This window comes from Acetobacter suratthaniensis (assembly GCF_017377745.1).
In the GTDB taxonomy this organism is placed as follows: Bacteria; Pseudomonadota; Alphaproteobacteria; order Acetobacterales; family Acetobacteraceae; genus Acetobacter; species Acetobacter suratthaniensis.
This window is the reverse complement of the sequence record NZ_JAFVMG010000001.1, coordinates 695,898-710,613: the sequence shown is the minus strand read 5'-3', so window position 1 is coordinate 710,613 and position 14,716 is coordinate 695,898. Positions and strand designations below refer to the sequence as shown.

General features: G+C 59.1%; 12 protein-coding genes. 7 read left to right on the top strand and 5 right to left on the bottom strand.

Features of this window, described 5'->3' with window-relative positions:
* Nucleotides 1-183: 183 nt before the first annotated feature.
* Together J2D75_RS03350 and msrA are read left to right on the top strand one after the other, a co-directional pair.
* Complete coding sequence (locus J2D75_RS03350; protein WP_207852906.1) at nucleotides 184-2,877, top strand: valine--tRNA ligase; 2,694 nt, start codon at nucleotides 184-186, stop codon at nucleotides 2,875-2,877.
* 71 nt (nucleotides 2,878-2,948) lie between these two features.
* Nucleotides 2,949-3,476, top strand: a complete 528-nt coding sequence (gene msrA / locus J2D75_RS03345; RefSeq protein WP_207852894.1) for a peptide-methionine (S)-S-oxide reductase MsrA — start codon at nucleotides 2,949-2,951, stop codon at nucleotides 3,474-3,476.
* Between the two features lie 32 nt (nucleotides 3,477-3,508).
* On the opposite strand, the gene J2D75_RS03340 is transcribed toward msrA, so the two are convergent.
* Genes J2D75_RS03340 through J2D75_RS03320 form a run of 5 tightly spaced genes read right to left on the bottom strand, consistent with a single transcriptional unit; the run spans nucleotide 3,509 to nucleotide 9,156 of the window.
* Nucleotides 3,509-4,831 carry an ABC transporter ATP-binding protein gene (locus J2D75_RS03340; protein ID WP_243428470.1) on the bottom strand — a complete coding sequence of 441 codons (1,323 nt, stop codon included), beginning with the start codon at nucleotides 4,829-4,831 and terminating at the stop codon, nucleotides 3,509-3,511.
* Between the two features lie 46 nt (nucleotides 4,832-4,877).
* On the bottom strand, nucleotides 4,878-6,629 hold the full coding sequence (locus tag J2D75_RS03335; RefSeq protein ID WP_207852645.1) for an ABC transporter permease: 1,752 nt from the start codon (nucleotides 6,627-6,629) through the stop codon (nucleotides 4,878-4,880).
* Nucleotides 6,626-7,096, bottom strand: coding sequence for a dUTP diphosphatase (gene dut / locus J2D75_RS03330; protein ID WP_207852643.1), 471 nt, complete (start codon nucleotides 7,094-7,096; stop codon nucleotides 6,626-6,628). Before dut ends, J2D75_RS03335 begins: the two co-directional genes overlap by 4 nt.
* A 29-nt stretch (nucleotides 7,097-7,125) precedes the next feature.
* Nucleotides 7,126-8,367 (bottom strand): bifunctional phosphopantothenoylcysteine decarboxylase/phosphopantothenate--cysteine ligase CoaBC, encoded by a 1,242-nt coding sequence (gene coaBC / locus J2D75_RS03325; protein ID WP_207852641.1) that lies wholly within the window; start codon nucleotides 8,365-8,367, stop codon nucleotides 7,126-7,128.
* Between the two features lie 6 nt (nucleotides 8,368-8,373).
* On the bottom strand, nucleotides 8,374-9,156 hold the full coding sequence (locus J2D75_RS03320) for a class I SAM-dependent methyltransferase (protein WP_207852639.1): 783 nt from the start codon (nucleotides 9,154-9,156) through the stop codon (nucleotides 8,374-8,376).
* Between the two features lie 29 nt (nucleotides 9,157-9,185).
* On the opposite strand from J2D75_RS03320, the gene mutM reads away from it, so the two are divergent.
* The 5 genes from mutM to recF all read left to right on the top strand — a co-directional run bounded on the left by mutM (nucleotide 9,186) and on the right by recF (nucleotide 14,625).
* Entirely contained in the window at nucleotides 9,186-10,025 is an 840-nt protein-coding gene (gene mutM, locus J2D75_RS03315) for a bifunctional DNA-formamidopyrimidine glycosylase/DNA-(apurinic or apyrimidinic site) lyase (protein WP_207852637.1), read from the top strand.
* Between the two features lie 124 nt (nucleotides 10,026-10,149).
* Complete coding sequence (gene rpsT, locus J2D75_RS03310) at nucleotides 10,150-10,419, top strand: 30S ribosomal protein S20 (RefSeq protein ID WP_207852635.1); 270 nt, start codon at nucleotides 10,150-10,152, stop codon at nucleotides 10,417-10,419.
* A gap of 320 nt (nucleotides 10,420-10,739) precedes the next feature.
* On the top strand, nucleotides 10,740-12,167 hold the full coding sequence (gene dnaA, locus J2D75_RS03305; protein WP_207852632.1) for a chromosomal replication initiator protein DnaA: 1,428 nt from the start codon (nucleotides 10,740-10,742) through the stop codon (nucleotides 12,165-12,167).
* A 115-nt stretch (nucleotides 12,168-12,282) separates the two neighbouring features.
* Entirely contained in the window at nucleotides 12,283-13,407 is a 1,125-nt protein-coding gene (gene dnaN / locus J2D75_RS03300) for a DNA polymerase III subunit beta (RefSeq protein WP_207852630.1), read from the top strand.
* A 105-nt stretch (nucleotides 13,408-13,512) separates the two neighbouring features.
* Entirely contained in the window at nucleotides 13,513-14,625 is a 1,113-nt protein-coding gene (gene recF, locus J2D75_RS03295) for a DNA replication/repair protein RecF (RefSeq protein WP_207852628.1), read from the top strand.
* Nucleotides 14,626-14,716: the final 91 nt, after the last annotated feature.

Below are 14,716 nucleotides of genomic sequence, written 5' to 3'. Positions count from 1 at the left end.
GTTCGGGTGCAGGCGGCTGTTTCCGTAGCCTGACACAACAGGCGCATTACAGGGGCAGGAACGTTGTGGACATACCCATTAAGCTGGGCGTGTCCTATACGTCCCGGCGCGAGAATGACAGTCCTGCATGGCGGGGCAGTATATGCCTGCCGCCTTTTTTACGTGGCTTATGGTTGGATGAAGATGCTCAACAAGACCTTTGAACCCGCTCAGACCGAAAAACGCCTTTACGACCTATGGGAAAGCCGCAAGGCGTTTTCGGCACAGCCGGGCAGCGACAGGCAGCCCTTCACCATCATGATCCCCCCGCCCAATGTGACCGGCACCCTGCATATGGGCCATGCCCTGACCATGACGCTGCAGGATACGCTCATCCGCTGGAAACGCATGCAGGGTTTTGATACGCTCTGGCAGCCGGGCACCGACCACGCGGGCATTGCCACGCAAATGGTGGTGGAGCGCGCAGTCGGAGCGGAAGGCTCTTCCCGACAGGCAATGGGCCGCGAAGCCTTTGTTGAACGCGTATGGAAATGGAAAGAAGAGTCCGGCGGTGGCATTACCCGCCAGCTCCGCAGGCTGGGCGCTTCGCTCGACTGGCCGCGTGAGCGCTTTACCATGGACGAAGGTCTGTCACGCTCGGTGCGCGAGGTTTTTGTCAGCCTGTTCCGCGATGGTCTGATTTACCGTGACCGCCGTCTGGTCAACTGGGACCCCGTGTTCCGCTCCGCCATTTCCGACCTTGAGGTGGAAAGCAAGGATGTCGCAGGCAATCTGTGGTATATCCGCTACCCGGTGGATGGTCTGGACGATGTCACCATTACCGTTGCCACCACCCGCCCGGAAACCATGCTGGGCGATACGGCCGTGGCCGTTCACCCTGAAGACGAACGCTACAAGGCGCTGATCGGTCGCTTTGTGCGCCTGCCGCTGACCGGCCGCCTGATCCCGATCGTAGCGGATGAGCATTCAGACCCCGAAAAGGGCAGCGGTGCGGTCAAGATCACCCCGGCTCATGACTTCAATGACTTCGAGGTGGGCCGCCGTCACGCGTTGCCCATGCTCTCGATTCTGGACGATCAGGCCCGCGTCATGCTCGATGAAATCGAGGCGGAACTGAGCGCACAGGACGGTCTGGCCGACCCGGCCTTCGTGCGCTCCCTCTCCGGCCTGCCGCGTGAAGAAGCCCGCAAGGCAATCGTAGCCAAACTGGAAGAAACCGGCTGGCTGGAAAAAATCGAACCACACCGCCATCAGGTTCCCCATGCGGAACGCGGTGGAGCCGTCATCGAACCGCGCCTGACAACGCAGTGGTACTGCGATGCCGGCAAACTGGCTGGCCCGGCGATGGAAGCCGTCACCTCCGGCAAAACTGAATTTGTCCCCAAACAGTGGGAAAATACTTTTTTCGCGTGGATGCGTGACATCCAGCCCTGGTGCATTTCCCGTCAGCTCTGGTGGGGGCACCGCATTCCCGCCTGGTATGGCCCGGATGAGCATGTTTTTGTCGCGCATGACGAGGCCGAGGCCCAAAAGCTGGCCACCCAGCACTACGGCGAAGCACAGCCCCTGCGGCGGGATGAAGACGTGCTGGACACGTGGTTCTCTTCTGCCCTGTGGCCGTTCTCCACTCTCGGCTGGCCCGAGAAAACTCCCGAACTCAACCGCTACTACCCGACCGATGTGCTGGTAACGGGTTTTGACATCATCTTCTTCTGGGTTGCCCGGATGATGATGATGGGCCAGCATTTCATGCAAGACGTGCCGTTCCGGCATGTTTTCATCCACGGTCTTGTGCGCGACGAGCACGGCCAGAAAATGTCCAAAAGCAAAGGCAACGGCATTGATCCGCTTGAGCTGATCGATGATTACGGCGCTGATGCGATGCGCTTTACCATCTGCGCTCTCACGGGTATCGGGCGCGATGTCAAACTCGGCCGCAAGCGGGTGGAAGACTACCGTGCGTTCATGACCAAGCTGTGGAATGCCGCACGCTTTTGCGAAATGAACAAGGTAGCCCCGCTGCCCGGTTTCGACCCGCACACCGTACGCTCGCCCCTTGGCCGCTGGATTATTGCCGAAGCCGAAGCCGCCATTATCGAAGCCACAAACGCGCTTGAAACCTATCGTTTTGATGAATACGCCCAGACCAGCTACCGCTTTGTCTGGAACCGTTTCTGCGACTGGTTCCTTGAATTTGCCAAGCCGGTCTTCAACTCTGACAATGCCGAAGAAGCCGCCGAAATCCGGGCTGTAGCAGCCCATGTTCTGGGCATGATCCTGCGCCTGCTCCAGCCTGTCGTGCCATTTATTACTGACACGCTGTGGCACGCATTCGGCTTTGGCGAAGAAGGCAGCCTGATCAACGCCCCGTGGCCGCTGCCCCCGCAGCCGCTTGAGGCACAGGATGCCCAGCGCGAATGTGACCATATCATTCGTCTGATCACGGAAATCCGTACGGTTCGTTCGGAAATGAACATTCCGCCGTCTCTCATGGCGCCCGTTCTGTTTAAGGATGCCAGCGCAGAAACAATGGATCGCGTTACCCGCTGGTCGGATTCCGTCAGTCGCATGGCGCGTATTTCTGAAATTACGACCCTCGCGGGAGAAATCCCCAATGGGGCAGCCCAGATGATCGTAGACGAAGCGACCCTTATTCTGCCGCTTGAAGGGCTGATTGATCTGGGTGTGGAAAAAGCCCGCCTGACAAAAGATCTGGCCAAGGCTGAAGATGAAGCCTCCAAAACCGAGAAAAAGCTCGGCAATGAGAATTTCGTCAGCCGTGCCAAACCCGAAATCGTGCAGGAAATGCGCGAAAGGCTGGAAACCCAGCAGGGCGAGTGTGTTCGCCTGCGTGCAGCACTGGCGCGGATCGGCTGAACTGCGCACAACCTTCCATCACACAGGGCGTTAACCATTACGCCCTGCGCGATGGAACAGGAGTGATCATGATGGAAACGGCAGTTCTGGGTGGTGGGTGCTTCTGGTGTCTGGAGGCCGCTTTTCAGGGGCTGAAAGGGCTGAAAAGCGTTACCCCCGGCTACGCAGGCGGCAGCGTAGAACACCCGACCTACGAACAGGTCTGTTCAGGGCAGACTGGCCATGCCGAAGTCATCCGGCTGGAATGGGACCCGGCCATTCTTTCCTTTGAAACGCTGCTGCGCCTGTTCTTTGTCGTGCATGATCCCACAACCCTGAACAGGCAGGGCAATGATGTTGGCACACAGTATCGTTCCGTCATTTTCTATCAGACCGCCGAGCAGGAACAGGCGGCGCGTACAGTCATGGACGAAATAACCCGCGATAACCTATGGGGGCGGCCACCTGTTACAGCCATTATGCCTGCCACTACATTCTGGCCTGCGGAAGAAAAACACCACAATTACTACGCCCGCAATCCACAGGCCGGTTACTGTCAGGTGGTTATCGCCCCCAAGGTCGCCAAGGCCCGCACCGTATTCGGCGCCCTGTTCCGCTAGACCCGCCTTACCTTCCGTCAGCCGACGGGTGGCTATTCCCCGGCGTCATCCTCGAGGAAAAAGCGGTCGCTTTCCTCATCATAATCAAACAGTTCAGCAAAACGCGCCCAGCCGATAATGGTCTGTAGGGTCTGCCGTGCATAATCAGGCGACATGCAGGCCTCCAACTCATCCCGGAAACGTTCGGCCTTAACGGCATGGCTTGGCCGTTCATCCAGCGTCGAGCAGATTGTTTTGACCAGCGGTACATAATGCCGCAACGCATGGCCCATAATGGCCTTGCGTTCCTCCAGATCGCTCAGAACAAAATGCACACCCTCATTGGTCAGCAGAATGTCGCCGTCTTCCAGTTCTGCCAGAGCCAGAAGCTCCAGTGATTCGCCCAAGGGAAACAAATCATCCAGTTCAAGCTGAAGTTTTTCAGCCAGCACTGGCAAATCGGCCCGCCCATTCAGGGGGGAGGCCGCCAGCGCCTCCATCATCCCGATCATCATGGTGATAGAAACCGGTACCAGCGCGCGGAAAGATGGTGCCAGTGTGACAGCCTGTCCACCGCCAGCCAGATCCGCTTCGGAAATAATAGGCGCCCGCTGCGTCATCAACGCATAGATATGGTCGACCAACTGGCGAAAAGCGGGGTCTTCGCGGTTACGGGGGTGCGCGAAGGGAACATGCAGCACATGCGCCACCCGCCCCGGATTGGATGACGCAATCACGATGCGGTCGCACATCAGAACTGCTTCTTCGATATTATGCGTCACAATCAGCATGCTCTGGACTGGCAGCTTTTTTTCCGACCACAGCTCGATCAGATCCGTGCGCAGGTTTTCGGCCGTCAGGACATCAAGGGCGGAAAAAGGCTCATCCATCAACAGCAGGGCAGGGCGCACCACCAGCGCACGGGCCAGCCCGACACGCTGCTGCATGCCGCCCGACAGTTCCTTGGGCCATGCGTTTTCATACCCACCCAGCCCGATAAGGCTGATCGCGTTTTCGACCAGCACATCGCGCTCTGCCGCAGGCACACCATTGGCGTCCAGCCCAAGGGCTACATTTTCTTCAACCGTCATCCATGGGAACAGGGCGAAAGACTGAAACACAACGGCAATTTCGTTAATGGGGCCGTTTAGCTTCTGCCCCTTCCACAGCACCTCGCCCGAGGTCGGGGGGAGCAGGCCCGCCAGAATACGCAAAAGAGTCGATTTACCAGAGCCGGAACGCCCTAAAAGCCCTACGATTTCCCCCGCATGGAGCGACAGGTTTACATCGTCCAGCACCTGCACGTCTGCTGCGCTGTCCTTATGGTAAAACTGCCTGACATGCCGGGCTTCCGCCAGAACCGTTCCTTCTGGCATGGCATGGCTGGGTTGGGTCAGAAACTCCATGGCATGTACGATCCGGTCAGTTGAGTTTGAGGCGCCGCGCCGCGAAATCGGACAACGGCCGCCAGAACAGTGTGTTCAGCAGCATGACCAGCACGCACATGATAACCGTGCCAAGCCCAATCTGGTTAATGTCGCCCCGCAGGGTTGCCTGAGCAATATAGGCTCCCAGCCCATGTGCTACGAGCGTCACGTTACCCCATTCTGCCATTTCAGAAGCAATGGCCGCGTTCCATGCTCCCCCGGCTGCGGCAACCGCCCCAACCAGATAATAGGGCATGATACCGGGCAGCAGAACCTTGCGCCACCAGAACCAGCCACGCACGTTCAGGCTCCGGCAGACTTCCAGCAATTCCGCCGGAAGGGATGAAGCCCCGGCAATGACATTGAACAGAATATACCACTGAGCCCCCAAAATCATGAGCGGGGTCAGCCACACATCCGGCACCAGATTAAAATGGACAATGCCCACCACAAAAACGGGGAAGAACAGGTTTGCCGGGAACGCCGCGCAATATTGTGCCGCCAGTTGTGCCCGCCGCGCCCGCACAGGGTCGAGCCCCAGCCACACGCCCAGCGGCACCCAGATAACCGAAGCCAGAACCAGCATGCTCATGACCCGCAGCATGGTAATGCCACCCAGCATGAACACATGGCCCACTTCCGACATTGCGTAGGTTTCGTATGTATAACGGCCAACAAGAAACAGAGCGGCAAGGAAAACCGTCCCCAGAAAACTCCGCCACAACCAATCCGAAGCGACATGGCCTGTGGGCGAGGGGGGAGAGGTCACCCCGACAGGGCGTCCGAGCTTGAGATAGCTGACTTTCCGGGCGGCAAGAAACAGGGCATCCCCAAATGTACGGATCAGCCGTGTGCGGCGCAAAAATCGCAAAAACCATGGCTCGACAACCTGCACACCCGCATCTGCTCCCCCCAGCCGGAAGCGCGTAGCCCATGCGGCCAGAGGACGAAACAGAAGCTGATCATACAGCAAGATCACCCCCATCATGGCCGCGATAGCCGCCCCGATGGCCGCGATGTCTTTCTGGTCGATCGCCCGCCCCACATAGGAGCCAATGCCCGGCAGCACGACTTCGGTGCTCCCCACGGATATGCTTTCGGAATACACAACCATGAACCAGCCACCCGCCATGGACATCATGGCGTTCCACACCAGCGAGGGCACCGCACAGGGCACATCCAGTCGCCAGAACTTCTGCCACGATGTCAGCCCAAAGCAACGCGCTGCTTCATCAAGCTCGGATGGCACCGTGCGCAGGCTCTGATACATGCCCAAGGTCATGTTCCATGCCTGACTGGTGAATATGGTAAAAATGGCCGCAAGCTCTCCTCCCAGAATACGCCCGGGAAACAGAGCAAGGAAGAACGTGACCGTAAACGCCAGAAAGCCGAGGATTGGCACAGATTGCAACACATCCAGCAAAGGGATGAGCACCTGCCGTGCCCGCGCGCTCCGCGCCGCCAGCGTTGCGTAACAGAAAGTAAAAACCAGCGACACACCCAAAGCGGCAAACATACGCAATGTCGTGCGCAGCGCGTAGCCGGGTAGGTAACTGAACTCAAGGTGAACAGGGGTCGCCGTTACAGCTGCCAGCGGGCCAAGCATATGGCGCACAGCAGCCCCTGCGGCAATCGCGCAGGCCGCCACACAGACAAGCAGCAGAACATCCGCACTGTTTACGTAACGCTGGGCCAGCGACGAAAACAGCTCCGGTTGTGATGGAAAACCCTGCTGCCGGTCATTCATGAAGTGCGCGTTCCCGTACTGCCAAACCCACCTGCGCCGCGTGTGGTTTTATCCAGGCTGGCGCATTCGCTCCAGATAGCCCGCACAACAGGAGCAACCACCCCTTGGGCAATCCGCATACCGCGCTCTACTATAAAAGGCTCCGCGCCGGCATTGATGACAATAATACCAATTTCTCCACGGTAATCCTCGTCAATCGTACCCGGAGCGTTGGGCAGGACAATACCGTGCTTGAGCGCTAGCCCCGAGCGCGGGCGCACCTGAAGTTCATAACCCGCTGGCAGGGCGATTTTCAGCCCTGTGGGCACCAGAGCGCGAGCACCCGGCTCGATCACCACCGTCTGCTCCACGGCAGCCAGAAAATCCATGCCTGCCGCCCCTGCAGTCGCATACCCATGAGACAGGCGCTGAACCTGCACACGCACGTTGTTTCCTGTGCCGGTCACATTGTTGCCGGAAAGAGGCATAACTGATCGTTCCTGTTATTCATAAAATTTCATAGAGGCCGGGCCGGGCGGGCAGACCACCAGCGCGCCACCCGTTCAGCCAGTTGCGCGGCCACTTCCTGCTTGCTCATACGGGGCCATGTTTCCGTGCCATCTGGGGTAATCAGCAGGACTTCGTTCTCTTCCCCCCCCATGATACCGGTCTGGGGGCTGACATCATTGGCTACCAGCCAATCACAGCCTTTGCGCAGGCGCTTGGCCTGTGCATGCGCTTCAACAGTTTCCGTCTCGGCAGCAAAACCTATGACCAGCCCCGGTCTGGCCGTTGCATGGCCGCAAAGCTGGGCAAGAATATCTGGATTGGGCACTAGTGTCAGAGCGGGAGCGCGCATATCGGCGGTTTTCTTGATTTTCTGACTGGCCTCCGTTTCCGGTCGCCAGTCCGCCACAGCGGCCGTACACACGGCAACATCGCAAGGCAGGGCCTGCATGACATGAGCCTGCATTTCCTGCGCCGTCTCGCACCGCACAAGGCGGATAGCCGCAGGTGCTGCAAGCGTAACTGGCCCACTAACCAGCGTTACATCCGCCCCCAGCGCAGCCAGTGCCTGAGCTATGGCGTAACCCTGACGACCAGATGACCGATTGGCCAGATAACGCACCGGGTCGAGTGGTTCATGCGTGGGGCCAGCCGTCACCAGCGCACGCAGCCCTGAAAGAGGGCCATTTTCGCGCGCCGCGCGCAGGAAAAAGGCCAACACCGCATCCCGTATGGCTACGGGTGAGGGCAGGCGGCCTGCGCCAAATTCACCGCACGCCATGTCTCCCGTGTCGGGCGGAAGGACTTCCACCCCGCGCTCGGCCAGTAGCGCCATGTTATGGCGGGTTGCGGGGTGCTCCCACATCCTGACATTCATGGCAGGGGCCACCATAACCGGGGCATCTGTCGCCAGCAGCAGCGTGCTGGCCAGATCCTCAGCCAGCCCGCCAGCCATCCGGGCCAGCAAATTGGCCGATGCCGGACAAACCAACACCAGATCCGCCCAGCGGGACAGAGCGATATGCCCCATTTCCTGCTCTTCTGTCAGGGAAAACAGATCCTGCGCAACGGCAGCTCCCGTCAGCGCCTGAAGGGTCAGCGGGGTAACGAACTGTCCGCCCCCCTTGCTCAGCACACAGCGTACCCGCATGCCCTCGGCCTGAAGCAGGCGGATCAGTTCAGGAGCCTTGTAGGCGGCAATACTGCCGCTGATAACAAGCAGAACGGAACGGGGCATATCAGGCCGTGTCATGGGCTGTCAGATACGCCAGCCTGAGTGGATGGCCGCAATCCCGCCGGAAAGCGACTGATACCGTACATGGGACAGCCCGGCCTCGCGGAACATGCTCGCCAGTGTCTCCTGATCGGGGAACATGCGAATGCTTTCAGCCAGATACTGATAGCTTTCCCTGTCCTTCGCGACCATACCGCCCATGGCAGGCAGCACCTTGAAGGACCACGCATCGTAAATGGGTGCCAGTGCCGCCACCTGCACCTTGGAGAACTCCAGACACATGAAACGCCCACCGGGGCGCAGAACACGCCGGGCCTCGCGTATAACGGCCATTTTGTCGGTGCAGTTGCGCAGGCCGAAAGCAATGGATACCCGGTCCACCGACATATCGCGCAGGGGAATGGCTTCAGCATCCACCACGCAGAAAGACAGATCGGACACAAGACCCTGATTAATGGCCCGGTCACGCCCAACGGACAGCATGCTGTTGTTAATGTCGGTCATGATGGCGGGGCCGCCACCGCCTTTAAGCCACCCAAAGGTGATGTCACCCGTGCCGCCAGCCAGATCAAGCAGGCGCAGGCCGGGTTGCGGACCCAGTTCGGTCACGAAAATCCGCTTCCAGACCCGGTGAATACCGAGGGACATGATGTCGTTCATCACATCGTACTTACCAGCAACGCTGTCAAACACGGAGCGAACGAGGTTTTTCTTCTCTTCCTTCCTGACGGAGCGGAAGCCAAAATCTGTTTCTTCCGGCGTTACGTCGGCAGAAACAGGGGAGGGCGCATGAGTGTTGTCGGTCATGGGTTTCCTCTATACCCTGCTTTGCAGCCATGCCGGAACTCCCTGAAGTCGAAACGGTGATGCGCGGCATGTCCAATGCGCTGCAAAACCGTGTCATCCATCACGCCACCGTCCATCGTCATGACCTGAGATGGCGGATTCCCGCCAATTTTTCGCAAACAGTCAGCGGTCGCTGCATTCTGGGCTTCCGACGACGGGGAAAGTATATTCTTGTCCGCCTATCGGGCGAGGTGTCGATCCTGCTGCATCTGGGCATGTCCGGTAAGATCGTTCTCGATTCTGAATCCACCCCCGCACCACACGAGCATGTGACCTTTCTCATGCGTGAGGGAGACCGTGTCGCTTATGTCGATCCCCGCCGCTTTGGTGCGCTGGGTCTCGTTGAAACCGCCGTTGAAGATACACACCCCCTGCTACGCGGCATGGGGCCGGAGCCTCTGGGGCCAGATTTCACTACCACAGCCCTGCTGAACGCCTGCGCAGGCCGCAAAGCTCCCCTCAAATCCGTGCTGCTGGACCAGAAAATCGTCGCGGGTCTCGGCAACATCTACGTAGCCGAAGCCCTATATCGGGCAGACCTGCACCCAGCATGCCCCGCGCAAGCCCTGACACGCCCTGCGGCGGGCAGGTTGGTCAAGGCCATCCGTGCTGTCCTGCACGAAGCCGTGGAGGCTGGCGGCTCCAGCCTGCGCGATTATGTCCGCCCGGAAGGAGATATGGGGTATTTCCAGCACGCATGGCGGGTATACGGACGGGAAGGCGAACCCTGCCCACGTTGCCCCGGCCCACCTGCCTGCGCAGGCGTTCAGCGTATGACCCAATCAGGACGTTCGAGCTTTTACTGCCCGCTCCATCAGAAAAACGGATGAAAGTGCCCGCAGACACCGAACGTGCTTGACGTGACATGCCTGCCTGCATTACAGACCCGCTTACTCTTGTGGCCGACATGTTGGCCGCCTTCTTTTATATCAGTGCTGGACAGAACAGAAACACATGGCGAACATCGCTTCGGCGCGTAAGCGCATCCGGCAGACCGCGAAGCGGACTGCACGCAACACGGCCCGCAAATCCCGCATGCGTACCTTCATCAAGAAGGTCGAAACAGCAATTGCTGCTGGCGATCACGACGGCGCACGTGAAGCCCTGCGCGTTGCTCAGCCTGAAATCCAGCGCGCTGCCACCAAGGGTGTCGTTCATCACAACACCGTGGCTCGCAAGATTTCCCGCCTGTCCGCTCGCGTGAAGGCTCTGGCAACCGCCTGAGACCTCACGGCGGGCCAAAAGGCCGGCACGCTTGAGATGCACAGCAAAGCCGAATCATCGCCAGATGATTCGGCTTTGTTTTTTCTCCAGCACCCCAGAGCGAATTCCCCCGCAAGGGTTAGTTTTTCGTTGCCGGGCAGGACGCTGCCGCCTATTCTGGTCGAATGTTTTTTCGGTTGCGGAGGCAGACCGCGCTGGCATCGCCGCGCTGGCATATAGCCCCCATAAACCGCTGACCTGAACACCGCGCCGCAACCGGCGCGTTCTATCACCTTTGAATACGCGCGTGATTCGCGCCCCTTAACCGCTCGGGAGCAAAAATGACAATCGGGGTGGACGATGACGAAAGCGCCTTTTCCGGACTGCACAATGGTGAAGGACTTGAGGAATCGTGGCTGCGTATCTGCGCCCGGCTGAAGGATGAGGTCGGTGAAGTCGAATACCGGACCTGGCTGACAAAAATTGCCCTTGGCCCTGTCGATGATGACGAAATCACGCTGCTGCTACCGACCCGCTTCCTGCGCGACTGGGTGCGCAGCCAGTATGGCGATCGGCTGAGTGACCTGTGGCATCAGGAAGTCCCCTTCCTGCGCCGGGTTGAGCTACAGGTTGCCCGCGCAGGCGACCCCGTAGCCCCCACACCGCCAGCAAGCCGTCCCAGCGCTCCTGTTCAGGCCGAAGAAAGCGCCCCTACGCGCCCGGCTGTACCCGATAGAAACAGCGATCTGGTAACCGCGCTCGACAGCCGTTTTACCTTTGATACCTTCGTGGTGGGCAAGCCAAATGAGTTCGCCTATGCCTGTGCGCGACGCGTGGCGGAAAAACCCTCCAGTGCCGGGTTCAATCCACTGTTCCTTTACGGCGGGGTCGGGCTGGGCAAAACGCATCTGATGCACGCGATTGGCTCGGAACTCCTCAAGACCGGGCAGGTTTCTGTGGCCTATATGTCGGCCGAGAAATTCATGTACCGCTTCATCGCGGCAATCCGCTCGCAATCAACCATCGAATTCAAGGAGCAGCTTCGCTCCGTTGACGTGCTGATGATTGATGACCTCCAGTTCCTCATCGGCAAGGACAACACGCAGGAAGAATTCTTCCACACGTTTAACGCGCTGGTAGATGCTGGACGCCAGATTGTCGTATCCGCCGACAAATCGCCTTCAGACCTTTCAGGGCTGGAAGATCGTCTGCGCACACGTCTGGGCTGCGGCATGGTAGCGGATATTCACGCTACAACCTTCGAACTGCGTATTTCCATTCTTGAATCCAAGGCCGCCACATCCGGGGTGGTCGTGCCTGCCAAGGTTCTGGAATTCCTGGCGCACAAGATCACATCCAACGTGCGCGAACTCGAAGGTGCACTCAACCGGTTGATCGCGCATGCTAACCTGTTCGGTCGTCCGGTCACACTCGAAGCGACGCAGGATGTTCTTCATGACATTCTCAAAGCGCATGACCGGCGCGTCACCATTGAAGAAATCCAGAAAAAAGTCGCCGAGCACTGGAATATCCGCCTGACGGACATGTCCTCCGCCCGACGCGCACGCAATGTCGCCCGCCCGCGTCAGGTGGCCATGTATCTGGCCAAGCAGCTCACCAGCCGCTCCCTGCCTGAAATCGGTCGCAAATTCGGCAATCGTGACCATACAACCGTCATGCACGCTGTCAGCCGGGTAAGCGAACTGATGGAACGCGATGCCGCCTTCGCTGAAGATGTGGAACTGCTGCGCAGGATGCTTGAAAGCTGAAAAAACATAACCCCCTCAGGGGGATTGACTGATTATTGCCGACTGTTACTTTTTTATGGGATGATGCCGCGCCCCCGGCCAAGGGGGGCGCCCATGTGCAGGGAACGAGAACCAGATGAAATTTTCGGCGGAGCGCGCAACGCTGCTCAAGGCATTGGCCCATATCCAGAGCGTCGCAGAAAAGCGCAACACCATTCCCATTCTGGCCAATGTCCTGATTCAGGCGGCACAAGGGCGGCTCAGCCTTAAAGCGACGGATATGGAAATCGAGGTTGTGGAACACGTCCCGGCCGATGTCAGCCGGGAAGGGGCCACCACCGCTCCTGCTGCCGTTCTGTACGAAATCGTACGCAAGCTGCCCGATGGCGTTGCTGTTGAGCTGGATCAGAGCGGTGAAGACGGTCAGCTTCATCTGCGTGCCGGCCGCTACGCCACGCGCCTGAACGTACTGGGTGTAGATGATTTTCCGTCCATGGGCGCGGGAGACTTCCCTCATAGCTTCAATCTCGCATCTGCTACCCTGCGCAGCCTGATTGACCGCACGCGCTTTGCCATTTCGACCGAAGAAACCCGTTACTACCTGAACGGCATTTACCTGCATGCAGCCGATGTGGATGGCGAAGCCCTGCTACGCGCGGTCGCAACCGATGGCCATCGTCTGGCCCGTGTGCAGGCTCCCTTACCCGCAGGGGCTGCGGGTATCCCGGGGGTTATCATCCCGCGCAAGACCGTAAGCGAACTGCGTAAGCTCATTGATGAAGCGCCGGAAGAAATTGCTGTAGCCCTGTCGGAAACCCGCATCCAGTTCACGGTCGGGGCGGTTGTCCTCACCTCCAAGCTGATTGACGGCACATTCCCCGAATACGAGCGTGTCATCCCGCGCAACAACAACCGCGTGCTGCGGGTAGGTAAAAAAGACTTCTCCGATGCCGTAGCGCGTGTGGCCGCTATTAGTCAGGAGCGTTCTCGCCCCGTCAAACTTGCACTTGAACCCGGCCTTCTGACCCTTTCCGCCTCCAGCGCCGAGCAGGGCGTCGCCAAGGAAGAGCTGGACGACAGCCGCATAGCCTACACGGCCGAAGCACTAGAAATCGGCTTTCAGGCCCGCTACCTCAATGATGTAACCGATCAGGTTGAAAAGGAAGTGGAGTTCGTTTTCGCGGATAGCGCTTCCCCCACCATCGTGCGGGATGTAGACAGCCCTGCGGCTCTTTACGTGCTCATGCCCATGCGCGTGTGAGCTTCTGACAACGCATAATACCCTACCTTACATGACCGCCAGCCCATTCCTTTACCATGCGTGGGCTGGCGTGTTTGTATTAGAGCACCGCAGAAAAGCTGGGCCATGCCACGGCTCCTGAAGCTTACGCTCACGCAGTTCCGTAATTACGAACGCCTGATCTGGCAGCCCGACAACCCGCTTCTGGTGCTGACCGGCACAAATGGCAGCGGCAAGACCAACCTGCTGGAAGCCATCTCCCTACTCTCACCCGGACGCGGATTGCGCGCTGCCCCTCTGGCCCAGCTTGGCCGTAATGGCAGCGAGGCATGGGGTATTTCCGCCAGTTTTGAAATTGACGGTTGTCCGGTTGAAATTGGCACCGGCACGCAGCCGGGGGCAGAGGGTGCGCGCCGCAGCTTCCTGCTCAATGGCCGACAGAGCCGCAGTACCGCCGGGTGGGAAGAAACGCCATCCGCCGTATGGATTACCCCGCAGATGGATCGCCTGTTCAGCGAGGGAACATCTGGTCGCAGGCGCTTTCTGGATCGGCTGGTTATTGCTGTCACGCCGCAGCATGCCCGTGAACTGGCGGCTTATGACCGCGCCATGAGCCAACGCAACCGCTTGCTGCAAACCCGCTTTACCGAGCAATCGTGGCTGAGCGCACTGGAAGCCACCATGGCGCAGCATGCCGTAGCCGTGGCCGCCGCGCGTAATGATGTGGTGCATCTGCTCTCCCATTACGCCAGCACGGCACTGGGCGCTTTCCCCGCCATACAGGTGCGCATGGACTGCCCCGTAAGCGACAAGCTACTGCAACAGCCCGCCCTAGCGGTAGAAGAGTGGTTGCGCGCCCGGCTGGAAAGCCTGCGAGAACAAGACCGCATACGCGGCCGCACGACATTTGGCACGCACCGCAGCGACTTCCTGCTGGCCGATTTTCAGTCGGGCCAACAGGCCGCCCTTGCCAGCACAGGCCAGCAGAAAGCCCTGTTGCTGGGGGTTATTCTGGCACATGCCCGTCTGGTTGAAGACCGCCGCAATGCCGCCCCCCTTATGCTGCTGGATGAACCACTCGTGCATCTTGATGCGGGCCGACGCGAAACCCTGCTGGAAAGCGTGCGGACATTCCGCACAACGGTCATTCTGACCGGCACCGATGCAGAGCCATTTGCCAGCCTGAAATCACAGGCCCGTTTCTGCGTTCTGCAACAGAGCGCTTTTTTGCCATCCTGAACAAAAACACGCCGTATATGCTGGTCGCCACTGACTGCGCGCGGTATAAGATTTGGCAGGTTTCTGTTCTTTCCTTACGGAGCGTACCGTT

Excerpts from the sequence above, each read along its gene's own strand:
- J2D75_RS03335 (WP_207852645.1), bottom strand. The coding sequence starts at position 6,629 with ATGAATGACCGGCAGCAGGGTTTTCCATCACAACCGGAGCTGTTTTCG.
- J2D75_RS03350 (WP_207852906.1), top strand. The coding sequence starts at position 184 with ATGCTCAACAAGACCTTTGAACCCGCTCAGACCGAAAAACGCCTTTAC.
- coaBC (WP_207852641.1), bottom strand. The coding sequence starts at position 8,367 with ATGACACGGCCTGATATGCCCCGTTCCGTTCTGCTTGTTATCAGCGGC.
- dnaA (WP_207852632.1), top strand. The coding sequence starts at position 10,740 with ATGACAATCGGGGTGGACGATGACGAAAGCGCCTTTTCCGGACTGCAC.
- J2D75_RS03340 (WP_243428470.1), bottom strand. The coding sequence starts at position 4,831 with ATGCCAGAAGGAACGGTTCTGGCGGAAGCCCGGCATGTCAGGCAGTTT.
- J2D75_RS03320 (WP_207852639.1), bottom strand. The coding sequence starts at position 9,156 with ATGACCGACAACACTCATGCGCCCTCCCCTGTTTCTGCCGACGTAACG.
- dut (WP_207852643.1), bottom strand. The coding sequence starts at position 7,096 with ATGCCTCTTTCCGGCAACAATGTGACCGGCACAGGAAACAACGTGCGT.
- rpsT (WP_207852635.1), top strand. The coding sequence starts at position 10,150 with ATGGCGAACATCGCTTCGGCGCGTAAGCGCATCCGGCAGACCGCGAAG.
- dnaN (WP_207852630.1), top strand. The coding sequence starts at position 12,283 with ATGAAATTTTCGGCGGAGCGCGCAACGCTGCTCAAGGCATTGGCCCAT.
- recF (WP_207852628.1), top strand. The coding sequence starts at position 13,513 with ATGCCACGGCTCCTGAAGCTTACGCTCACGCAGTTCCGTAATTACGAA.
- mutM (WP_207852637.1), top strand. The coding sequence starts at position 9,186 with ATGCCGGAACTCCCTGAAGTCGAAACGGTGATGCGCGGCATGTCCAAT.
- msrA (WP_207852894.1), top strand. The coding sequence starts at position 2,949 with ATGGAAACGGCAGTTCTGGGTGGTGGGTGCTTCTGGTGTCTGGAGGCC.